The following is a 22,653-nucleotide window of genomic DNA, read 5'->3' on the forward strand; positions in this document are numbered from 1 at the left end:
AAGGCCATGGCAGCCGATACGGCGCCCGCCAAGCCCGCCCCGGGCTTCTCGCTCGAACCCATTTTCACTGCCATCCGCAAGCGCCTGCCCGCGGCGCGCCAGGCCGAAGCCAAGGCTTTCGCCGAAACCTTCTACAAGCGGATGGAAGACGACGAATATCCGCACCACACGCCCGAAGCCTGGGCCGCGTTGGCCTGCGACATGCTGGATTTCGCACGCGTGCGCAAGCCGGGCACCACCAACGTGCGCGTGTTCAACGCCACCCTGAAAGCCAACGGTTGGGAGTCGCCGCATACGGTGCTGCAGATCGTCAACGACGATATGCCGTTCCTGGTCGATTCGGTGAGCATGGCCCTGGCCGAGGCCGGTATCGGCGTGCATGTGCTGGGGCACCCGTTGCTACGCTTCACCCGCGACAAGGCCGGCAAGCTGACCGCAGTGGGCGAGGGCAAACCCGAATCGCTGATGCTGCTGGAGATCGACCGCCAGCCCGCCGAGCAGATGCCGGTGATCGAAGCCCGTGTGCGCAAGGTGCTGGGAGAAGTGCGCTCCATCGTGCAGGACTGGAGCGCGATGCGCGACAAAATGCTGGCGCTGGCCGAAGAACTGGCCACGCGCCGCATGCCGGTGAACGATGCCGGCCGTCGCGAAGCGCAGGAATTCCTGCGCTGGGCCGCAGACGACCACTTCACCTTCTTCGGCTATCGCGAATACCGCATCGAACGCAAGGACGGCGAACGCATTCTGGAAGCGACCGGGGGCGGCCTGGGCCTGCTGCGCGGCAAGGGCCAATCGACCGCGCGCAACGTGAAGTCGCTGGCCGCCCATTACATGCCGCAATCCGGTTCGGTGGATACGCTGATCCTGACCAAGACCAACGCCCGTTCCAGCGTGCACCGTCCCGGCAACATGGATTACATCGGCGTGCTGGAATTCGACGCCAAGGGCAACCCGGTGGCCGAGCAGCGCTTCATCGGTCTGTACACCTCCAGCGCCTACAACCGCCGCCCCTGGGAAATTCCGCTGGTGCGCGAGCGCCACGAACACGTCATGCGCCAATCCGGCCTGTCGCCCAGCAGCCACAGCGGTAAAGCCTTGCGTCATATCCTGGAAACGCTGCCGCGCGAGGAGCTGTTCCAGTCCAACGAAGACGAACTCAGCCGCACCAGCCTGGGTATTTTGGGCTTGCAGGAACGCGTGCGCAGCAAGCTGTTCCTGCGCCGCGACCGTTACGGCCGGTTCTTCTCGGCGCTGGTCTACATCCCGCGCGAACGCTTCAATACCGACGTGCGCCTGCGTATCGAGGCTTTGTTGAAGGAGGCCCTGCACGGCGAATACGTGGACACCAACGTACAGCTGGGCGAATCGCCGCTGGCGCAGCTGCATCTGGTGGTGCGTCCCCGCGCAGGCGAGCAGGTCGATGTCGACACCGCCGAACTCGAAGCCCGTCTGGCGCACCTGCTGCGCAACTGGCAGGACGATCTGCGCGAAATCCTGATCGCGCGCCATGGCGAATCCGACGGCCTGAAGCTCTCGGGCAGCTATGCACGCGCCTTGCCCGCCGGCTATATCGAAACCGTGTCTCCCGATATCGCCGCCAACGACGTAGAACAGCTCGCCGCGCTCAACGGGCCCGACGACCTGCGCTTGAGCCTGCACCTGTCGCGCCGCCAGCGCGAAGGCGAGGGCAGACTGCGGCTCAACCTTTACCGCCGCAACAGCGACCTGCCGCTCTCCGACGCCCTGCCGTTGATGGAGAACATGGGCCTGCGCGTGATCTCCGAACATCCGTTCCGGCTGGAAGTGGACAACAGCCCGGTCTACATCCAGGAATTCGAAGTCGAGTCCACCTTCGGCGAGATCGACGTGGAAGCCCGCAACGCCGCTTTCGAGGACGCGTTCGCGCGCATCTGGCGCGGCGACGCCGAGAACGACGGTTTCAACCGCCTGGTGCTGGGCGCCAGCATGGAATGGCGCCAGGTCGCGCTGCTGCGCGGCTATTGCAAATACCTGATGCAGACCGGCGTGCCGTTCTCGCAAAGCTACGTGGAAGAAACGCTGAACCGCTATCCGTTGCTGGCCCGGTTGCTGGTGGAGCTGTTCGAAGCGCGCTTCGATCCCTGCACGGGCAAGGAGAGCAAGGCCGAGATCAAGCAGGGCCAGGAGCGTTTCGCACAGCAGTTGCGCGCCTTGGCCGGCGGGGACGAGGCCACACTCAAGTCGCTGCAGTACGTGATCGAAACGCGCGGCGAAGGCCGCGAGCACCAGGTCGAAGCCACCCACAAGACCCTGCTCAAGCTGATGGACCGCGTCTCCAGCCTGGACGAAGACCGCATCCTGCGCAGCTTCATGGGCGTGATCGAGGCCACTCTGCGTACCAACTACTACCAGAAGGGCGCCGATGGTCTGCCCGCGCAAACGATCAGCTTCAAGCTGGATTCGGCGCAGGTGCCGGACCTGCCCAAGCCGCGTCCGTACCGCGAAATCTTCGTCTACGGTCCGCGCGTGGAAGGCGTGCACCTGCGTTTCGGTCCGGTGGCGCGCGGCGGTCTGCGCTGGTCCGACCGGCGCGAGGATTTCCGTACCGAGGTGCTGGGCCTGGTCAAGGCGCAGATGGTGAAGAACACGGTGATCGTGCCGGTCGGCGCCAAGGGCGGCTTCTTCGTCAAGCAGTCGCCGGTCGGCGGCGACCGTGACGCGGTGCTGGCCGAGGGTATCGCCTGCTACAAGATGTTCATCCAGAGCTTGCTGGACATCACCGACAACATAGTCGGCAACAAGATCGTGCCGCCGCCGGACGTGGTCCGCCACGACAACGACGATCCGTACCTGGTCGTCGCCGCGGACAAGGGCACGGCGACCTTCTCCGACATCGCCAACGGCCTGGCCATCGCGCATGGTTTCTGGATGGGCGACGCGTTCGCTTCCGGCGGCTCGGTCGGCTACGACCACAAGGGCATGGGCATCACCGCCAAGGGTGCCTGGGAATCGGTCATGCGCCACTTCCGCGCCATGGGCCGCAATTCGCAGACCGAGGATTTCACCTGCGCCGGCATCGGCGACATGTCCGGCGACGTGTTCGGCAACGGCATGCTGCTGTCCGAACATATCCGCCTGGTCGCGGCGTTCGACCATCGCCACATCTTCCTGGACCCGAATCCCGATGCGGCGCGTTCGTTCAAAGAGCGCCAGCGCATGTTCCAGGTGCCGCGTTCCAGCTGGGCCGATTACGACGTCAACCTCATCTCCAAGGGCGGCGGCGTCTATCCGCGCACGTTGAAGGCTATCGCCGTCAGCCCTGAAGTCCGCGCTTCGCTGGGCCTGGCCGAGGACGTGAAGTCGCTGTCGCCGAACGAACTGATGAGCGCTATCCTGAAGTCGCCGGTGGATCTGCTGTGGAACGGCGGTATCGGCGTTTACGTCAAGGCCAGCAGCGAACAGCACACCGATGCCGGCGACCGCGCCAACAACGCGCTGCGGGTCAACGGCAGCGACCTGCGCTGCAAGGTGGTGGGCGAGGGCGGCAACCTGGGCCTGACCCAGCTCGGCCGCATCGAGGCCGCGCAACACGGCGTGCTGCTCAACACCGACTTCATCGACAACTCCGCCGGCGTGGACACCTCCGATCACGAGGTCAACATCAAGATCCTGCTCAACGGCGTGGTCCAGTCCAAGAAGCTGACCTTTGAGGCGCGCAACAAGCTGCTGGCGTCGATGACCGATGAGGTGGCCGACCTGGTGCTGTTCGACAACTACCGCCAGAACCAAGCCATCAGCCTGATGGAGCGGATGAGCGTGTCGCGCCTGGGTTCCAAGCAGCACTTCATCCAGACCCTGGAATCGCAGGGCCTGCTGGACCGGCAGATCGAGTTCCTGCCGTCCGATGCGGAGCTGGCAGAGCGCAAGGCGCGTGGACAGGGGCTGACCCGTCCGGAACTGGCGGTGCTGCTGTCCTATTCCAAGCTGGTGGTTTACCAGCAGTTGTTGGATTCGGACATTCCCGAAGACGCTTACCTGTCCAAGGAACTGCAGCGCTACTTCCCCGAGCCGTTGCAGAAGAAATACGCCAACGAAATGGAGAAGCACCGCCTCAAGCGCGAAATCATCGCCACCGCGGTGACCAATTCCACCATCAACCGCATGGGCGCGACCTTCCTGCTGCGCATGCAGGAAGACACCGGGCGCAGTCCGGCCGAAGTGGCCAAAGCGTTCACCATCACTCGCGAAACCCTGGACGCCCGCGCGCTGTGGACCCAGATCGATGCATTGGACGGCAAGGTGCCTGAACCGGTGCAGATCGACGCCCTGCAGGTGATCTGGTCGCTGCAGCGTTCGTTCACGCGCTGGCTGCTGAGCCGCCCGGGCGCCATTCCCGATATCGCCACGGCAGTGGCGCGCTACCACGACGGTTACAACGAGATCCGCGCGGCCGACGGTGTGTTGCCCGCTTCCCTGCGTCCTGCCTACGAGGCCAGTCTGCAGGATTGGAAGGAGAAGGGTTTGCCGCCCGCGCTCGCCGGCCAACTGGCGGCGTTGCCATACCTTGAGCCGTCCAGCGACATCATCGAACTGGCGCGCGCGCGCAAGCTCAAGCCGGCGGAAGTGTCCAAGGTGCATTACCGCCTGGGCGAGGCGCTGCACTTGCCCTGGCTGTTCGACCAGATCGATGCACTGCAGGTCGACGGCCGCTGGCACGCGGTGGCACGCGGCGTATTGCGCGACGAACTCGCTCTGCAGCAGCGCCTGCTTACCGACCAGGTGCTGTCGATGCCGGGCGCCAATGCCGATGCCAAGGTCCAGAACTGGATCGGACGCGACGACGCTCTCTTGCGCTTCACTCTGGCGATGCTCAACGAACTGGCGGCGCAGAAGACGCTCGACTATCCGACGGCCTCCGTCGCGGTCCAGCGTCTATCGCAACTGTCCATCAAGCACTGACGAGCCTGTAGGAGCGGGCCCTGCCCGCGACGCTTTTCGTTTCGCACGACAAAAGCGTCGCGGGCAGGGCCCGCTCCTACATTGATCGGGAGACCGGTTATGCTGCCGCCATGACTACGCCCCGCATCGCCTTTCTCGCCAGTCCTGCCGAAGAAGCACAACAGGCGCTGACGCAAATGACCGCGCTTCATGGCGCCTGCGAACCCGAAGAGGCCGATGTGCTCTGCGCGCTGGGCGGGGACGGGTTCATGCTGCAGACCCTGCATCGCCATGGCGGACTGGGCAAACCGGTATTCGGCATGAAGCTGGGTACGGTCGGCTTCCTGATGAACCACTACCGCGACGACGGTCTTCTCGACCGCATCGCCGCGGCCGAGCCTGCCAAACTGCGCCCGCTGGAAATGCTGGCGCTCACCGAGTCCGGCGCCAGCATCGGTTCGCTGGCCTACAACGAGGTTTCGTTGTTGCGCCAGACCCGGCAAGCGGCGCATCTGAGCATCGACCTCAATGGACAGACGCGAGTCGATGAACTGGTCTGCGATGGGGTGCTGGTGGCTTCTCCGGCCGGAAGCACCGCCTACAACTTTTCCGCGCACGGCCCGATCCTGCCGTTGGGTTCGCACACCATCGCCCTGACTCCTATCGCGCCGTACCGCCCGCGCCGCTGGCGTGGCGCGATCCTCAAGGCCGACACCGAAGTGCGCTTCCGCGTGCTGGATCCCTACAAACGTCCGGTCAGCGTCACCGCCGATTCGCACGAAGTGCGCGACGTGGTGGAAGTCACCATCCGCGAATCCCGCGAGCGCACGGTGACGCTGCTGTTCGATCCGGAACACAATCTGGAAGAGCGCATCCTGAGCGAGCAGTTCGTGGTCTGAGCCCGCTTGACTCGGTTCGACCGGAAAGAGGTATGCTTCCGGTGGCCGCGAAGTGGGGCGGCCGAAGTACAGACACATCCGATTGGGGGAGGGGTCTCCTATGAAGGGCAAGTGGACGGTCATGCTGTGCGCGCTATTGGCCGCACCGCATGTATATGCGTGCGGGATGACCAACAGGCTGACGCCGTTCGCGTTGGACGCGGGCAATGGGTCTGCCGAAACGGTCGATGGCGAGATTCCTGCGCCCGTGGTGGCGGTAAAGGAAATAGTTCGCGGCATCGGGCCCAAGCATGCGTCCTGCGACGACACAGGCTTGCTTTCGGTGACGCTGGAATGGCCTCGCGGGAAGCACAAGCTGCGCGACATGGGGTTCGAGTTCAAAGTGGTTTCGGACAAGCCGCCCTATGCGATCTTTCCGGAGGGGCCGATACAGGCCCCAGTCGAGGGACGCAACAGCGATTTCCTGTTCATGTGGCAGGAAGGCGCGCCGGCCCAGCAGAAAACCATCGACCTGCAGGTCGACGTGCGGGCGGTCACCCGCGACAACCGCCGCGGTCCGGCGACCCGGATCGTGGTGCGGGCGGCTCCTGGGGGCTCAAGCTAAGGCCAAGAAATGTAGGTCGGGGCTACGCCCCGACATACGGAAACCGGAACCATCCGTGCGTCGGGGGCGTAGCCCCGACCTACGGATCTCGTTGCATGCGACCGGGGTGCGGGATAATGGCGCATGTCTTCCGATAACACTCCCCGCCTGCTGACGGTCGCGGTCACCTCCCGCGCGCTCTTCGACCTTGAAGAAAGCCACGCTCTTTTCGAAAGCGAAGGGGTCGAGGCCTATAGCGATTTCCAGCGCACGCACGAGGACGACGTGCTGGCGCCCGGCATGGCTTACTCGGTGGTGCGGAAGTTGCTGGCGCTCAACGAGGGCGCGCCTGCCGATACGCCCAGGGTCGAGGTGATCCTGCTTTCGCGCAACTCCGCCGATACCGGGCTGCGCATCTTCAATTCCATCCAGCACCACAAACTGGGTATCGTCCGCGCCACTTTCACCTCGGGCGAGCCTACCTGGCCGTACGCCAAGCCGTTCGGCGCCGACCTGTTCCTCTCCGCCAATCCGGAGTCCGTGCGGCGTTCGCTGGAACACGGCATCGCCGCAGCGACCATCCTGCCGGCCAAGGCCCTGCAGCAACGTTCCGATCAACTGCGCATCGCCTTCGACGGCGACGCGGTGATCTTCGGCGACGAAAGCGAACGCGTATCGCGGGAGCAGGGCGTGGAAGCTTTCGGCCGGCACGAGCGCGACCGCGCCAAGGAACCTCTGTCGGGCGGCCCGTTCAAAAGCTTCCTATCCGCATTGCACGACCTGCAGGCTGCTTTCCCGCCCGGCAAGGACGCGCCGATCCGCACAGCACTGGTCACCGCGCGCTCGGCCCCGGCGCACGAGCGCGTGATCCGCACCTTGCGCGAGTGGGGTGTACGCCTGGACGAAGCGCTATTCCTTGGTGGCAGGCACAAAGGTCCGTTTCTGGAAGCTTTCGGCGCCGACATCTTCTTCGACGATTCGCAGCACAACATCGACAGCGCACGTCTGCATGTGGCCACCGGCCATGTGCCGCACGGCGTGGCGAATCCTTGACCCTTGTTGTAGGAGCTGCGTAAGCTGCGACTATGAAAATTCCGTGTCAATGCGAATCCCGGAGATTGCGTGTTTACGGTCGCAGCTTACGCAGCTCCTACAACGGCAGGCGGATGTCGGCCAGCTTCCAGGTCAGTCCTTTGCGCTTGAACACGAAGACCACCGGGTCGCCGTCCTCGTCCTGCACCGTGGCGGTGAAGCGCGACAGCGACTCGTATTTATGCGTTGCCGTTTTCAGGGGATCGGCGGGCACGGGTTTGCCGTAGGTGTCGCCATCCACGGTTTCCCCGATGGACTTTTTCCACATGCTGCGGCCCTGCAGCAGGGCGCCGATACCCAGCGGCGTCACCATGGTGTCCACGCCGGTGCCCATTACATTGCTGGCGATCGACAACGCAACGGCGCCAAAGATATTGGAACCCAGGTCGCTGCCGGCACGTCGCGCCAGCGCGTCTTCCATCTGCGCCTTGATGCTGACGCGCAACGCGGGGAAGTCGACGTGCCGCTCCAGCTTTCCGGTGTCCTGTTCGGCCAATGCCGTGCGAATGCCGTTGATGGCAAGGTAAGGCCCGGCGGCGACATAGCCACCCAAGGCGATCAGCACGGCCACAACCAGGGCGATCCACTTCTTCATGCTCAGAACTCCAGATCCAGGGCCGCGCACAGATAGTCCACGAACGGCGCCAGGGCGGCAAGGTCCGTCGCCAGCGTCTGCCGCAGTTTGGGCCCGGTCATGGTTTCGTTGTCCAGCGAGCGCCAGAACACGAAGTTCTTGTGTTTCAGGTCCTCGATGAATTCGAAATCGGCCGGGAATCCGCGCGGCGGCCGGGTCAGCATTTCGCTTTCTTCGAATTCGAAGCGTTTGCGGAATTTGGGCGCATGCGCGGCCGCCTTCCAGCTTCCCGGATTGTCGTGGATGAACTGGCGGATGCGGCGCTGGGTGTCGGGCTCCGGGTGCCATAGGCCCGCTCCGACGAAGCACTCTCCGGGCTGCAGGTGCACGTAGAAAGAAGGCGCAGGCACCTGCTTGCGCCGTTCGTGGTACAGGCGTGCGCCTTGCCAGGATTTGTAGGGGGACTTGTCGTTGGAGAAACGCGCATCGCGATAGATGCGGAACAGCGAACCGCCCACGGTCTTGGGGTCGGAGCGGAAATGCGGGCTGACCTGGGCCAGGTCCGGCTGCAGATCGACCAACAGGCGCAGGAACGGCTGGCGGACGTGGTCTTCGTACTTCTGTTTGTTGGCGGCAAACCAGGCCTTGTCGTTGTGCTTAGCCAGGGCGCGCAGGAACTTGAAGCTGGCATCGGAGAAATAAGTGGTCATAGAAAGGCCATAAACGGGTTGCATGTAATCGCGTAGGAGCGATGTAAGTCGCGAAGGACAATCTTCCATAGGAAATCCTTCGCAACTTGCGTCGCTCCTACGATAGCTGGTGTTCCAGTTCGCCGCCCCATGCCGTTAGCTGGTCCAGCAGGATCTGCTTGGCGCCGTCTGCCGCATACTGCAGACGCAGGGTATCGATCTCCTGGTAATAGGATTCGAACGTTACTTCCGACATTCCACTGTCCACGCATAGCCGTTGTCGGCGGTAATGGTTCCAGCGCTCCTGTTCGGGTTGCGTCAAGGTGCCGGGCCAATTCCGCGCACGGTAACGGAACAGCAGTTCCGGCAGGCGCGGATCGCTGAAGCCGAATTCGCGCTTGTCCAGGTGTTCTGGTGGCGTGGCGCGCACTTCGGCCATCCTGCGTTTGTCGCCATCGGCGATGAAGCCGTCGTAGAGAGCGGCATCGGCATCTGGCTTGTCGTGAGCGCGCTCGCTGCCGAAAACCTGCCGCATCTTCTCGGCGAGTTGCGCCGCGAAAGGACGCAGTCGGTCGGCCACGGCTTCCGCGGCAAGCCTGTCGATACGCAGGCGGGCGAAATCTTCCTCGCGCAGGTGCGACCATGCGACCAGTGCGGGCGAACGGTTCAGGTGCACTTCCTTCAGCGGAACGCGCATCTCGCCAGGCGGAAGGTCCGCTGCGGGCGTGTACAACCGGTCCGCTATATCTGCTGCATCCAGCTGCAATAAGGCTTCCGGATCGCCATCGAGATCGAACACGATGATGCGGTTATCGAATCGCGGATGGCGGGCCAGCGGCAGCACGGGAGCCGCGCACATTCGGCTTGCGGGGTAGCGTTGGGAGATATGCAGAGCCGGGCTCAGCGCCACGGTATCCAGCAACGTGGCGGCGAAACGCTTGTCGCGAAGTTTCAACGCGTAGTCCCACAGGCGCGGCTGGGCATCGCGGAATTTACGCGCCATGCCTATCGTGGCGTTTACGTCGGACAAAGCCTCATGGGCATCGCCCTCGCGAACGCCATTGGCCGCCGCCAGGTGCTCCAGCTTGAACGAGGTGGCTCCATCCTCGCGTTCGGGCCAGACGATTCCCTCGGGACGCAGCGCATGCGCGAGCCGCATCATGTCCAGCATGTCCCAACGGCTATTTCCGCCGCGCCATTCGCGTTCGTACGGGTCGTAGAAATTTCGGAACAACCCGTAACGCACGAACTCGTCGTCGAAGCGCAACGAGTTCCAGCCCAGCGTACAGGTCTCCGGCCGCGACATTTCCTCGGCGATGCGGGCGAAGGCTTCCGCTTCGTCCACGCCTTCGCGCAATGCATGCTGAGGGGAGATGCCGGTGATCAGAGTGGCGGTGGGCGAGGGCAGCAGGTCGTCGGCGGGTTTGACGAAAAAGCTGATCGGCTCTTCGACGACATTGAGATCGCTGTCGGTGCGCACCGCGGCGAACTGCGCGATGCGGGTGCGGCGCGGATCGCGGCCGAAGGTTTCCAGGTCGTAGAACAGAAAACTCGCGGCCATCAGGCGGCATCCACCAGTACGTCCAGGCGCGCCGTTACCTCGGCATCCACGGCTTTCCAATCGATCGCATCCAGCGAATCCAGCCCGCGCGTGGCGGTGGTGAGGATCTCGCGCTGTATTTCGCTGCGGTGCAGTGCGGTTGCGTACGGAATCAACATGAAAGTGACCATGGTGTAATGCGGCACGAAGCGCCCGGGGTGACGCTCCTGCAACACGCGTTCCAGTTCCCGCTGCAGCAGGAAATCAGGGTCGTCCACGCGGTCCCGCATCTCCAGATAGTTCTCGAGCGCCATCTGCTGGATGGCCGAGGCGTTGGGTTTGCGTTCGGCCTCGAAAGCAGCGAAGGCATCGGCAAGGTCCGCATGCTGCTCCAGTTTGCGCGCCAATACCACGCAATCCTCGAAAGCGCAGTTCATGCCCTGGCCGTGGAAGGGCACCATGGCGTGTGCGGCATCGCCGAGCAGCACCGCGCGGCTGTCGATATGCCAGCGGTCCAGGTACAGCGTGGCCAGCAGGCCGGGCGGATTGCGCTCCCAGTCCTGCTCCAGTCGTGGGATCAACGGTACGGCGTCGGCGAAATCGCGCTCGAACAACGCCCTGGCTTCGGCCCCGGTGCGCAGCGTCGCGAAACTGGGGTCGCCCTGGTTGGGCAGGAACAAGGTGACGGTGAAGGTCTTCTCGTCGTTGGGCAGGGCGATGCACATATAGTGGCCGCGCGGCCAGATATGCAGCGCATTGGGTTCGATCTTGAACCCGCCGTTCGCATCCGGCGGGATTTCGAGCTCCTTGTAGGAATGATCCAGAAACTCCGTGTTCTCGCCCAGATCGGACTGCTTCATCATCGCAGCGCGCAGCGATGAGCCTGCACCATCGGCGCCCACCAATGCCTCGAACTCCGTCTCGCTTTCCGAACCATCGCGCTCATCGACGAAGCGTGCCGAGCGCGCATTGAAATCGACGCTTTCGAGCTTGCGGTCGAAATGCAGGCGCGCCCCGGCCTGTTCGGCAAGATCGAGCAGGACGATATTGAGGTCGCCGCGATGGATAGACCAGATCACCTCCGAATCGTCGCGTCCATAGCGCTGCAATTGTTGGCGGCCATCCAGGAAGTGCACCATGCGGCCGCGCATCATCACCGCTTGCTTCATCACTTCGTCGTCGGCGTCGGCCTGGCGCAGCGCATTGCGCCCGCGTTCGGCCAGGGCCAGATTGATGGAGCGGCCACCCTGGTAGCCTTTCACGCGCGGATCGCCGCGCTTCTCGTAGACATCCACCTGCCAGCCGCGGCGCGCCAGAAGAATGGCCAGCAATGCGCCAGCAAGACCCGCGCCGATGAGGGTGATGGATCTGGCAGTCGTATCAGTCAATGCATCCACCTTTTGGTCATTCGCGAATTTTCTACCCGTCATTCCCGCGAAGACGGGAACCCAGCGACTTCGGCTCTTCAGCGGCCGCCGCTTTTTGACGACTCGGGCGCTAGATGGATTCTCTACCGGGCGTAGAAGAAGCCAAGTCGCTGGGTTCCCGCCTTCGCGGGAATGACGATCCAACAGTACTTTTCAAACGCCTCTCCATGACTCCACTTCTTCCACGAACCGGTAAACATCCATGAACTTGTTGTAGAGCGGGGCGGGCGAGATGCGGATCACGTCCGGTTCCCGCCAGTCGCCGATGGTGCCGACGGAAGAGAGGTATTCGAACAGCTCGCGTCCACGTTCGCGCCCACCGGCGACGCGCAGCGAAAGCTGGCTGCCGCGACGGGCCGGGTCGGAAGGAGTGACGATCTCCAAGGTCTCCGGAACACGGGCACGAATCAGCGCCTCAAGGAAGCCGGTGATCTTTTCCGACTTCGTGCGGATCGCCGTCATGCCGCCGGCCTTGTCGAACACTTCCAGCGAAGCCAGCAACGGCGCCAATGCAAGGATGGGCGGATTGCTGAGCTGCCAGCCGTCGGCTCCGGGGGTCGGCACGAACTGCGGGCCCATCTGGAAACGCGTTTCCTTTTCATGGCCCCACCAGCCGGCGAAGCGGGGGCGGTCGGTGCGCGCATGGCGCTCGTGCACGAAACAGCCGGCCACCGCTCCCGGCCCTGCGTTCATGTATTTGTAGTGGCACCACACCGCGAAATCGGCCTGGCTGTCGTGCAGATCCACCGGCACGTTGCCGACGGCATGGGCCAGATCGAAACCCGCCACCGCGCCTTGCGCATGGGCGAGGCGCGCTATCTTCTTGAGTTCGAAAGCCTGTCCGGTGCGGTACTGGATGCCCGGCCACAACACCAACGCAGTGCGCGCCCCGTGTTCGCCTATCGCGCTTTCTATGGCCTCCATCGACAAGGTGCCGTCGGCCTGGTCGGGCTCGACTTCTATCAGGTGGGTTGCCGGATCGAAACCGTGAAAACGGATCTGCGATTCGACCGCATGCCGATCGGAAGGAAAGGCTCCCGCTTCGATGATGATGGCGGCCCGCTCGCTGGTCGGTCGGTAGAAGCTGACCATCATCAGGTGCAGGTTGGCGGTCAGCGAATTCATCGCCACCACTTCCGAAGGTTGGGCGCCGACCACGCGTGCCAGCGGTTCGCGTACCTGTTCGTGATAGGTCATCCACTGCGCCTGACCGGTGAAATGGCCCTCGACCGCCTCATGGCTCCATTTGTCCAGCACTTGCAGCACGTGCGCGCGCGCGCCGCGCGGCTGCAGGCCCAGAGAGTTGCCGCAGAAATAGATCTGCTCGTTGTGCTTGTGCTTGGGAATCAGGAATTCGCTGCGCAGCGGGCGCAGAGGATCGGCGGCGTCCAGCGCCATGGCGTGGGTACGTGAAAGCGAGTCGGTCATAAGCCTTTCAATGAAAAGAATGAGGCGCCGTAGGAGCGCCATAGGAGCGACGTAAGTCGCGATCAGGTTTCACCAGCAAAAATCCATCGCGACTTACGTCGCTCCTACGGGGGGATAGGGTCATTGGAATCTCGAGGCCGACAGGCCCAACCATTCCAGCGCGGTGCCGTGGTACAGACGCGCCTGGCCGGCCGGGTCCAGATTCAGCGCGGCAATTCCTGCGCCCGGTTCCTGCTCGCCTAACGGAAATGGATAGTCGGTGCCCAGCATCACACGGTCGGTGCCTACCGTGTCCAGCAGGTATTGCAAGGCGCGGGGATCGGCCACCCAGGAATCGAAGTAGAGCTGTTTGATGTAATCGCGCGGATTGCCGGGGTTGTCGGTGGCCACCAGATCCGGGCGCATGTTGAAGCCGTGCTCGATGCGGCCGATGGTGTAGGGGAAACTGCCGCCGCCATGGGCCAGGCAGATCTTCAGTTTCGGCAGCCGCTCCAGCACCCCGCCGAAGATCAGGCAGCAGGCCGCGCGCGATTGTTCGGCCGGCATGCCGACCAGCCAGGGCAGCCAGTATTTGGGCATGGTTTCGGCGCCCATCATGTCCCACGGGTGCACCAGCACCGCCGCTTCCAGCTCCGCCGCGGCCTGGAAGAATTCGAAAAGCTCGGGCGCATCCAGATTTAGTTCGCCGATATGGCTGCCGATCTGCACGCCCTGCAGCCCCAACTGGTCCATGCAGCGCTCCAGCTCCTGCACCGCCAGCCGCGGAGACTGCATGGGTACCGTGCCGATGCCGGCGTAGTGGCGGGGATACTGCCGGCATGCCTCGGCCGTGTGGTCGTTGAGCGCCTGATGCAGTTCCAACGCCTGGTTGGGCTTGGCCCAGTAGCTGAACATGACCGGCACGGTGCTGAGCACCTGCACCTGCACGCCGAACCGGGCGTAGTCGTCGATACGCACCTGCGGGTCCCAGGTCTTTGGCCAGATTTCGCGGAAGAACTTCCCGTCCTTATAGATGCGTGCGCGCCCGTCATCGCCATGGTGTATCACGGGAAAGCGCTCGTCGTTGTACTTCTTGGCCAGGTCCGGCCAGGTGTGCGGCAGGTAGTGGGCGTGGGTGTCGATCTTGAGCATGGCCCAGTTTAGCCGGGCGGGGCGGGGCTTGCCTGGCTTGGTCGCCGAAGACGGCCAATCGAGCAGAATTCTTACGTCAGGGTCAGGTTTGCAGGGCGGGCATTGCCCGTCGCAGACCTGCCGCCGACTCTGGTGTCATCCAATATCGGACTGCTGGGCAAACTGTGGCCGGAGTACAGACTTTGTTTCCATTTCAGATAGGCGGCTGGGCGGCGCGGGCTTTCTTCAGAGGCTTTCGAAAAAGTACCCGAGCACGGTGTTATCGATGAACCCCTGCTCAAGCATGGCGTCTTTCGCAAGGGGCCCCATGGCCTCGGCGAAGGTGATCTGCTCGAATTTTCGCTCCAGCAGCCTGCTTACCAGGGGCGCGCACAGTGCCTGCAGCTTCGCGTGCCCGGTCGCCAGTTCCCAGAGGCGCCCGTTCATGACATAGGGCAGGACGACGAAAACGCGCAGGTCGAACCGTATGAGAAAACGGGCGCGCAGCTCCCTGTTGAATTCGCACTCGATCAGGTGCGAGTACAGGTCGTTCCCCGGTGTACGGGCCACCGCGCGCATCTTGCCCGCGCCCAGAGCTTCGCACACGGCATCGACCTCGGGCGTGCTTGCGTCGGGCAGCGGGGCGAACTTTCTTTCGGTGGCGAGTGCTTCGAGTTTTCGGAGTGTCGAGTTCATTGAGGACATTGTGCCGCCACGGAATCCAGTGAAGCATGGTTTTTTGGGCCAAGTACGCGATTGGCCTTTCTCCAGCTTCCATCGGTTGGTGCGCCAAGGATTTACGGGAGCGATTGGGGAATCGCAGTGAATCGGCCGGATTCGGGTTTTGGCGATGATGCACGGTGGAGCGGCGGGCGGTGCCCGCCTTGCATCCGCTCAGGTGTCGGGCATCACGTAGCGGGCTGGCGCGGGGTTCAGGTGTCCGCAGTGCTTGCAGGTCCTGTGTTCGACTGAGGAATAGAAGCGGTCGAACACCGGCGGGAAGTCCTTCTCGATGTCGTGCAGATGGAAGTATTCCTCGTAGACCTTGTGGTTGCATTGCTCGCAGAACCACAGCAGACCGTCGTCCTCGTGGGCCAGGCGCTTGCGTTCGATCACCAGACCGATGGAATCGGGCATGCGCTGGGGCGAGTGCGGCACGCGCGGCGGCAGCAGGAAGATTTCGCCGGCCTTGATGGGAATGTCGCGAACCGCGCCCCCGCCGTCATCGGTATGTTCCTGGATGCGCAGCACCATCTCGCCCTCCAACTGATAGAACCACTCAGGACCTTCGTCCCAGTGGTAGTCGGTGCGCGAGTTCGGCCCGCCTACGACCATCACGATGAAGTCACCGGCATAGATCACCTTGTTGCCGACCGGCGGCTTGAGCAGGTGGCGGTGTTCCTCGATCCAGGCTTGCAGGTTGAGGGGGTTGGGCAGCATGGCTACTTCTCCGTCTTGCCTGGGCTGGCGGGCGGCGCGGTCTTGCCGAAGTTAAGGCGGCCGTTCTTTTGCAGGTCTTCGATGGTAGGTGGTTTGGGGTGGGGCTTTTCCCCGACCATGGCCGCCATCTCGGCAAGCCGTGCATGCGATTCATCCAGCGAGGGCACGCCCATGGCAGCCCGTTCGGCGTCGGTGACCGCGCCCTCGGCAACCGGGAAAAGGAAGGTGCCCTGATCATCGCCCTGGTATTGCGTTCCGTACCATTGCGGCTGCACGTGTTGCATCAACATGCGATCCCAGGAGGCGGCTATGAGCCAGCGGTACTGTTTGTTCTGCGGGTCCAGATAACTGGCTATTGTCGCGAGCGAATGCGCAAGGCCGATATCCTCGGACGAATGCTGAAATACCATGGCGGCGGAGAAATAGTCGCGGGCCGTACGCAGCGCTCCGTCCTTCACCATCTTCAGTGCGGCATCGCGCCTCTGTCCATCGCGTGCCAGAACAGCTTCTGGTTCTTTGCGAAAGGCATCGCCGAGTCTGTCTGCCTGATCCGCGTTGAATATCTTTTGCAGCGCCGCATTGTCGGAAGGGGGCTGCGGAACTGGCGAGGTATCAGAGGCAAAACATGTCTGTGAGCTGGCGAAAGCCAGCAACAGACAAATTCCGAACCGAGGCATAGTGGTCAGGCCCTTAGCGCAGCTACGCATTTCAATTCGATCGCGATCGGCGTAGGCAGGGCTGTTATGCCCAATGTGGTTCTGCAAGGCGCCGTGGCCGCGTCGGGGAAATATTCGGCCCAGACCCGGTTGTAGGCCTTGAAATCGTGGGCCATGTCGGTGAGGTAGACGGTCACGTCGATCAGATCCTCCCAGCCGGTGCCGCTGGCTTCCAGCACCGCGCGCACGTTGGCGAAAACAGCGCGCGCCTGGGCCTCGATGTCGTATTTGCGCACGCGGCCATCGGCGAAATATTCGTTGCCGGCGATTTCATTGCTGGCCGCATCGCGAGGACCGATACCGGAAAGGAAAAGCAGGTTGCCCACGCGGCGCGCATGCGGATAGCTGCCCACCGGAGCCGGAGCCGAATCCGTGCGCACGACTTCACTCATGCCGGTCGCCCTGTGGCTTCACCGCGGCAATGGCATTCTGGTAGGCGGAGGCGAGTTGCTCGGCGTTGTCCACGTCGATGCCGAGCTGGCGCACACGTCCGTCGAACAGGCTGTAGACCCAGCCGTGCACCGAGACCTTCTGCCCGCGCGCCCAGGCGTCCTGCAGCATGGTGGTCTGGCACACGTTGCTGACCTGTTCGATCACGTTGAGCTCGCACAGACGGGCATGACGCAGCGAATCGGTTTCCACCTGCTCCAATAGCGCGGCATGTTTCTGTGCCACATCGCCCACGTGGCGCAGCCAGTTGTCGGCCAGGCCGACGCGGCGATTGGTCAGGCTGGCGTGCACGCCGCTGCAACCGTAATGGCCGACGATGAGGATGTGTTCGACCTTGAGCAGGTCCACCGCGAACTGGATCGCGCTAAGGCAGTTCAGGTCGGTGTGCACCACCAGATTGGCGATGTTGCGGTGTACGAAGACCTCGCCGGGGTCCAGCCCCAGGATCTGGTTGGCCGGCACGCGCGAGTCCGAGCAGCCGATCCACAGGTAACGCGGAGATTGTTGTTGTGACAGGCGTTTGAAGAAGCCGGGATCTTCCTGCTTGATCCGTTCGGCCCATTCCCGGTTGTTGCGCAGTAGTTCGTCGAGGTCGCTCATACGTCCATTATCTTAGATTAAAGGCAGCAGACTAAAGGCAGCAGACTAAGGCAGCAGACTAAGGCAGCAGAGCCAGGCAGACATTCTTCGCTTCGGTGAAGAAGCGCATCGCTTCGGCCCCGCCTTCGCGGCCCAGACCGGAAGAGCCCACGCCGCCGAACGGCGTGCGCAAGTCGCGCATCAGCCAGGTGTTGACCCACACGATGCCTGCGCGCAGCTGCGCGGACAGCCGGTGCGCGCGATCCAGGTCGCGGGTCCATAGCGACGCGGACAGGCCGTAGTCGCTGGCGTTGGCCAGGGCCAGGGCTTCTTCGTCCGTATCGAATGGCTGCAGCGTGACCACCGGGCCGAAGATTTCCTCGCGGTTGCTGGCGCAATCCGGTCCCAACCCTTCGATCACGGTTGGTTCGACGAACCAGCCGGCGCGCCCGATGCTGCGGCCACCGCACAGGAACGTGCCGCCCTCGTCGCGGGCACGCTGCAGGCAGGCCATGACCTTGTCGAAGTGGGCTTGGGAAACGAGCGGGCCCAGGTTGGTTCCTTCGTTGGTCGGATCGCCGACCCGCAAGCCGCGTACCCGTTCGACGAACGCATCGCGGAATTCACCGTAGATCGAACGCTCGATCAGCAGGCGCGAGCCGCACAGGCAGATCTGCCCGGAATTCTGGAAAGCGGAGCGGACCAGCGTATCCAGCTGCCGGCGCCAATCGCTGTCGGCGAAGACCAGGGTAGGGTTCTTGCCGCCCAGTTCCAGCGACAGCTTCTTCAGCGAAGTCGTAGTCAGCGCCGCAATGCGTTTGCCGACGGCGGTGCTGCCGGTAAACGAAACCGCGCGCACCTGGGTGTGGGTCACCAATGGTTCGCCGACCTCCGGTCCCAAACCGTGAACGATGTTGAGCACGCCTTTGGGAAACCCGATCTCGGCCGCCAATTCGGCCAGCATCGTTGCCGTCAGCGGCGTCACTTCGGAAGGCTTGGCGACAACGGTATTGCCGGCCGCCAGGGCAGGGGCGATTTTCCAGGTGAACAGATATAGCGGCAGGTTCCACGGCGAAATCGTCGCCACCACTCCCAAGGGCGGGCGCAGCGTGTAATTCAGGCCTGCCTCGCCATGATGCGATTCGCTGGCGAACTGGGTCGCGGCATGGGCGAAGAAACGCAGGTTGGAGACGGCGCGGGGGATTTCCGCGTCGCGCGCCAAAGCCAGCGGCTTGCCGCCGTCCAGCGATTCGGCGCGGGCGAACTGCTCCGTACGCGATTCGAGCGCAGATGCCAGCTTTTCAAGCCACGCCGCACGCTCGCTGTTGCGTAGCGCGGACCATGAAGGAAAGGCGCGTGCCGCGGCAGCCATCGCGGCCTCGACATCGCTGGCGTCGCCGCGCGCCACTTGGGCATGGGCTTGCGCGGTATTGGGGTCGAATACGTCCAGCCAACCCCCGCTTCGGGGCTGCTGGGCCTGGCCGTCGATCCAGTGGTGCAGTTTCTGCATATGCCAAGCTTAACCGCACGGGCGTAGGAGGATTAGCATGGAGGGCGTCGGGGGCGTAGCCCCGACCTACTTAGATGGACTGCATTCGCCCGCCATCCACCGCCAGACTGACTCCATTGATGTAGGCGGCGGCAGGACTGGCAAGGAAGGCGATGGCTGCGGCGATCTCGCTGGCTTCGGCAAAACGGCCCACCGGCACGGTCGACAGCATGGTGGCGGCGATCGTATCGCGCGACTTGCCGCTGGAAGCCGAGCGGTCGTCCAGAATCTGCTCCAGCCTCTGCGTGCGGGTGTAGCCCGGCAGTACGTTGTTCACCGTGATCCCGTCGTGGGCGAGCTCACGCGACAGGGTCTTGGCCCAGCTCGCCACCGCGCCGCGGATGCTGTTGGACACGCCGAGGTTGACGATGGGCTCCTTCACGGAGGTGGAAATCACGTTGACGATGCGGCCCCATTGCGCGCTCTGCATGCCCGGCAGCACCGCCCGCACCAGCGCCTGGTTGGCAAGCAGATGCCTGTTGAAGGCATCCAGATAAGCGCCGGCCTCCGCATCGATGGCGCGCCCACCGGGCGGACCGCCAGTGTTGTTGACCAGGATATGCACCGGATTGCCGGCGACGAGCGCTTGTACGCGCGCGGTAAGCGCATTGTGTTCGGAGATGTCGATGGCTACCCAATCGTGTCGCTGGCCTTCGGCCTTGTGGGGCAGGGAGGACGCCACCGCTTCGAGCGTCTCGGCTCGGCGCGCGAGCAGGGTGACGTCCGCACCGAGCAGCGCGAGTTCCAGCGCGGCCGCACGGCCGATACCTGCCGACGCTCCGCAGACCAGTGCATGTTTTCCGTCGAGATTCAGGTCCATGCGTTCCTCAGTCGGGTGCGCGGTGTGCCAGCCGCTCTCTCATCAGTGCCGCGATCTCATGCGATTGCGGGTCCTCCAGCATAGCCAATCCATCCGCCGCGCCCAGCACATTGGCCGCAGGATGATTCTGGCTGAGCTTGAATTTCAGTTCGATCCGTTCGGGCACGAAACGGAACCCCACGATGCCACGCAGCTGGCTGCGGAGCCGCGGATTGTCGTGTTCATAACGCCAATCGCTGCCGACGGCCGCCTCGTGGCGGACACTCAAGCGGTCGATGATGCTGGCAAGGAAACCTTCTTCTTCGGAAGCCTCCAACCGGCCAGTCAGATGCGCTACGGCATAGTTCCAGGTCGGCACCCGCGCCGCTTCTTCCTTGTCGGTGTACCAGCTCGGGGAGATGTAGGCGTGCGGGCCCTGCACGATCATCAGAGCGCGGCCGGAGTGCAAGGCTTGCGGGTTGGCTTTGGCCCAGTGGCCTTCGAGAGTCACTTGCCCGCCGTCGCGCGAATACAGCACCGGCAGGTGGCTGGCGAACGGTACGCCTTCCGCGTTGCTGATCAAGGTGACGAACGGATCGCGCGCCAGCAGCCGGTCGAGTTCCAGCAGGTCGGTTTCAGCGAAGGCCCGGGGCGTGTACATCGAAGCCGATCAGGCCCGCGCGCCCAGCGACTGCACCATCAGATGGCGCAATGCCGCGTCGTTCTCGGCGCGCGGAGGAGAGACTTCGTCCAGCGAGAAGCCCCTGGCCAGCGCATCGTCTTCGTCCAGGCCGTCGAAGGCCACGAATTCGGCGTCGAACAGCGCGGCGCGGGCGGTGTCGTCGCTATCGTAGGTCAGGGTGTTGCCGTCGCTGTCGAAGACTTCCGCGGTACCTGCGTCGCGCACGCGCAACCGCGCCCACACGAGGGTGCGACCGAGGGACGCTACGTACCACTGATATTCCGTCGTCTCGTTCATGTCATCACCAGGGACAAAAGCCAAAGCGCTCCTGCGCAAGCCACTCCGCCGAAGATTACCAGCAGCGAAATCTTCGCCGGCGTCGCCAAACCAGTCAGCGAGCGGTCGTGAGTGTCGCGATAGCGCCCGCTCAACAGCCAACCCAATGCGACCGGCTTGAGAAAGGCACCCGCACCGAATTCCGCAGCAATGGCTTCATGGCGGTCGCGCACGTGCACCAGAGTCAGCGGCCAGAAAATCACGAACGCGCAGAAACCGGCGATGGCGGTGGCTAAGAACAACAGGGCGAAGAACAGGATCACTGAGAATCAAACCTCGTAACTTTTAAACATCGTCATCCCAGCGAAAGCTGGGATCCATCTTGATCTTCGCGGCAGCCTCCCGGAGGCGCGGCAAAGTGAAAGCAAAGTCAAAGTCAAAATGGATCCCAGCTTTCGCTGGGATGACGACTGTATTTTTCGCTAGGAAAGAAAGCATCAAAACTCCGCATTCCCCGGCGCGCGAGGGTAGGGGATCGAATCGCGGATGTTCGACAGCCCGCAGACATAGACCACCAGCCGCTCGAAGCCCAGGCCGAAGCCGGCGTGCGGTACCGTGCCGTAGCGGCGGAAATCGCGGTACCAGCCGTAGTGCGCAGCATCCAGCCCGAACTGCGCCATGCGCGCATCCAGCACGTCCAGGCGTTCTTCGCGCTGGCTGCCGCCGATGATTTCGCCGATGCCAGGGGCCAGCACGTCCATCGCGGCCACGGTCTTGCCGTCGTCGTTTAGGCGCATGTAGAACGCCTTGATATGCTCGGGGTAGTTGGTCACCACTACCGGCCGGCCCACGTGCTGCTCGGTCAGCCAGCGCTCGTGCTCGGTCTGCAGGTCCAGACCCCATTCCACCGGGAAATCGAACTTCTGCTTGGATTCCTGCAGCAGCTTGATCGCATAGGTGTATTCGATGCGTTCGAACGGCGCGTTGATGAAATCCTCCAGCTTGCTGATCGCGTTCTTGTCCACGCGCTCGGCCAGGAAGGCCAGGTCGTCGCCGCGCTCGTCCAGCACCGCGCGGAACAGGTATTTGAGGAAAGCCTCGGCCACGCGCGCGTCCTCGGCCAGGTCGGCGAAGGCGATCTCCGGCTCGATCATCCAGAACTCGGCCAAGTGGCGGGTGGTGTTGCTGTTCTCGGCGCGGAAGGTGGGGCCGAAGGTGTAGACCTTGCTCAGCGCCAGGCAGTACGCCTCGACGTTGAGCTGGCCGGACACGGTGAGGAAGGTTTCCTTGCCGAAGAAATCGCGGCTGAAATCCACCTCGCCCTTGTCGGTGCGCGGCAGGTTGGCCAGGTCCAGCGTGGATACGCGGAACATCTGTCCGGCGCCCTCGGCGTCGGAGGTGGTGACGATGGGCGTGCTGATCCAGTAGTAGCCGTTCTGGTGGAAGAAGCGGTGCACCGCCTGGGCCAGGCAGTTGCGGATGCGCGTCACCGCGCCGAACAGGTTGGTGCGCGGGCGCAGGTGGGCGACTTCGCGCAGGAATTCCAGCGAGTGCGCCTTGGGCTGGATCGGGTAGGTTTCCGGATCCTCCACCCAGCCGACCACTTCCATCGTCGAAGCCTGGATTTCGTAACTCTGGCCCTGGCCTTGAGAAGCGACCAGCGTGCCGGTGGCGATCACCGCACAGCCGGCGGTGAGGTGTTTCACTTCGGATTCGTAGTTGCCCAGCGCGCTGGGCACGACGACCTGGATCGGCGCGAAGCAGGAGCCGTCGCTGACGTTGACGAAGGACAGGCCGGCCTTGGAATCGCGCCGTGTGCGCACCCAACCGCGTACCGTGACTTCGCCGCCGGCCGGGATCTTGCCCGCCAGCGCATGTTCGACGCTTACCACCGTCATGACTT

The 22,653-nt window shown here is 63.5% G+C and carries 21 protein-coding genes; 4 read left to right on the top strand and 17 right to left on the bottom strand.

Translation table 11 applies throughout. The features are described from left to right. Nucleotides 1–6: 6 nt before the first annotated feature. The 4 genes from BLR66_RS02440 to BLR66_RS02455 all read left to right on the top strand — a co-directional run bounded on the left by BLR66_RS02440 (nucleotide 7) and on the right by BLR66_RS02455 (nucleotide 7,452). Nucleotides 7–4,938, top strand: coding sequence for an NAD-glutamate dehydrogenase (locus BLR66_RS02440; protein WP_343123918.1), 4,932 nt, complete (start codon nucleotides 7–9; stop codon nucleotides 4,936–4,938). A 110-nt stretch (nucleotides 4,939–5,048) separates the two neighbouring features. Next, on the top strand, nucleotides 5,049–5,816 hold the full coding sequence (locus tag BLR66_RS02445; protein WP_093280040.1) for an NAD kinase: 768 nt from the start codon (nucleotides 5,049–5,051) through the stop codon (nucleotides 5,814–5,816). Nucleotides 5,817–5,916: 100 nt separating this feature from the next. After that, complete coding sequence (locus tag BLR66_RS02450; RefSeq protein ID WP_093280041.1) at nucleotides 5,917–6,420, top strand: hypothetical protein; 504 nt, start codon at nucleotides 5,917–5,919, stop codon at nucleotides 6,418–6,420. A gap of 123 nt (nucleotides 6,421–6,543) precedes the next feature. Then, nucleotides 6,544–7,452 (top strand): 5'-nucleotidase, encoded by a 909-nt coding sequence (locus BLR66_RS02455; RefSeq protein ID WP_093280042.1) that lies wholly within the window; start codon nucleotides 6,544–6,546, stop codon nucleotides 7,450–7,452. Nucleotides 7,453–7,549: 97 nt separating this feature from the next. Here the strand turns inward: BLR66_RS02455 and BLR66_RS02460 are convergent, their stop codons facing one another. The 17 genes from BLR66_RS02460 to asnS form a co-directional block, all read right to left on the bottom strand. Continuing rightward, nucleotides 7,550–8,086: a DUF2939 domain-containing protein gene (locus BLR66_RS02460; RefSeq protein WP_093280043.1), complete on the bottom strand. Its 537-nt coding sequence runs from the start codon at nucleotides 8,084–8,086 to the stop codon at nucleotides 7,550–7,552. Between the two features lie 2 nt (nucleotides 8,087–8,088). Continuing rightward, nucleotides 8,089–8,775 carry a DUF2461 domain-containing protein gene (locus tag BLR66_RS02465; RefSeq protein WP_093280044.1) on the bottom strand — a complete coding sequence of 229 codons (687 nt, stop codon included), beginning with the start codon at nucleotides 8,773–8,775 and terminating at the stop codon, nucleotides 8,089–8,091. Between the two features lie 97 nt (nucleotides 8,776–8,872). Beyond that, nucleotides 8,873–10,315 (bottom strand): exodeoxyribonuclease I, encoded by a 1,443-nt coding sequence (sbcB, locus tag BLR66_RS02470; RefSeq protein ID WP_093280045.1) that lies wholly within the window; start codon nucleotides 10,313–10,315, stop codon nucleotides 8,873–8,875. Next, nucleotides 10,315–11,682, bottom strand: coding sequence for an FAD-dependent oxidoreductase (locus BLR66_RS02475; RefSeq protein ID WP_093284211.1), 1,368 nt, complete (start codon nucleotides 11,680–11,682; stop codon nucleotides 10,315–10,317). The genes sbcB and BLR66_RS02475 overlap by 1 nt, the downstream gene beginning before the upstream one ends. A 192-nt stretch (nucleotides 11,683–11,874) precedes the next feature. Beyond that, a complete protein-coding gene (gene kynU, locus BLR66_RS02480; protein WP_093280046.1) occupies nucleotides 11,875–13,149 on the bottom strand; it encodes a kynureninase in 1,275 nt (424 codons plus the stop codon). 120 nt (nucleotides 13,150–13,269) lie between these two features. Further along, nucleotides 13,270–14,280, bottom strand: a complete 1,011-nt coding sequence (locus tag BLR66_RS02485; RefSeq protein ID WP_093280047.1) for an amidohydrolase family protein — start codon at nucleotides 14,278–14,280, stop codon at nucleotides 13,270–13,272. Between the two features lie 225 nt (nucleotides 14,281–14,505). Further along, nucleotides 14,506–14,955, bottom strand: a complete 450-nt coding sequence (locus BLR66_RS02490; protein WP_093280048.1) for a hypothetical protein — start codon at nucleotides 14,953–14,955, stop codon at nucleotides 14,506–14,508. Between the two features lie 198 nt (nucleotides 14,956–15,153). Continuing rightward, the gene (locus tag BLR66_RS02495; protein ID WP_093280049.1) at nucleotides 15,154–15,699 is read right to left on the bottom strand and encodes a 3-hydroxyanthranilate 3,4-dioxygenase; all 546 of its coding nucleotides are present in this window, start codon (nucleotides 15,697–15,699) and stop codon (nucleotides 15,154–15,156) included. 2 nt (nucleotides 15,700–15,701) lie between these two features. After that, entirely contained in the window at nucleotides 15,702–16,352 is a 651-nt protein-coding gene (locus tag BLR66_RS02500; RefSeq protein WP_093280050.1) for a DUF6624 domain-containing protein, read from the bottom strand. Between the two features lie 29 nt (nucleotides 16,353–16,381). Then, nucleotides 16,382–16,807 carry a RidA family protein gene (locus BLR66_RS02505; RefSeq protein ID WP_093280051.1) on the bottom strand — a complete coding sequence of 142 codons (426 nt, stop codon included), beginning with the start codon at nucleotides 16,805–16,807 and terminating at the stop codon, nucleotides 16,382–16,384. After that, nucleotides 16,800–17,465, bottom strand: a complete 666-nt coding sequence (gene can, locus BLR66_RS02510; protein WP_093280052.1) for a carbonate dehydratase — start codon at nucleotides 17,463–17,465, stop codon at nucleotides 16,800–16,802. The genes BLR66_RS02505 and can overlap by 8 nt, the downstream gene beginning before the upstream one ends. Nucleotides 17,466–17,523: 58 nt before the next feature. After that, a complete protein-coding gene (locus BLR66_RS02515; RefSeq protein WP_093280053.1) occupies nucleotides 17,524–18,954 on the bottom strand; it encodes an aldehyde dehydrogenase in 1,431 nt (476 codons plus the stop codon). A gap of 70 nt (nucleotides 18,955–19,024) precedes the next feature. Further along, entirely contained in the window at nucleotides 19,025–19,813 is a 789-nt protein-coding gene (locus BLR66_RS02520; protein WP_093280054.1) for an SDR family oxidoreductase, read from the bottom strand. Nucleotides 19,814–19,820: 7 nt separating this feature from the next. Further along, the gene (locus BLR66_RS02525; RefSeq protein WP_093280055.1) at nucleotides 19,821–20,453 is read right to left on the bottom strand and encodes an FMN-binding negative transcriptional regulator; all 633 of its coding nucleotides are present in this window, start codon (nucleotides 20,451–20,453) and stop codon (nucleotides 19,821–19,823) included. A gap of 9 nt (nucleotides 20,454–20,462) precedes the next feature. Continuing rightward, nucleotides 20,463–20,771, bottom strand: a complete 309-nt coding sequence (locus BLR66_RS02530) for a hypothetical protein (RefSeq protein WP_093280056.1) — start codon at nucleotides 20,769–20,771, stop codon at nucleotides 20,463–20,465. Then, on the bottom strand, nucleotides 20,768–21,073 hold the full coding sequence (locus tag BLR66_RS02535; RefSeq protein WP_093280057.1) for a hypothetical protein: 306 nt from the start codon (nucleotides 21,071–21,073) through the stop codon (nucleotides 20,768–20,770). The genes BLR66_RS02530 and BLR66_RS02535 overlap by 4 nt, the downstream gene beginning before the upstream one ends. A 174-nt stretch (nucleotides 21,074–21,247) precedes the next feature. Then, a complete protein-coding gene (gene asnS / locus BLR66_RS02540; protein ID WP_093280058.1) occupies nucleotides 21,248–22,648 on the bottom strand; it encodes an asparagine--tRNA ligase in 1,401 nt (466 codons plus the stop codon). Nucleotides 22,649–22,653: the final 5 nt, after the last annotated feature.

The sequence above is a fragment of the Pseudoxanthomonas sp. CF125 genome (assembly GCF_900104085.1).
Classification (GTDB): Bacteria; Pseudomonadota; Gammaproteobacteria; order Xanthomonadales; family Xanthomonadaceae; genus Pseudoxanthomonas_A.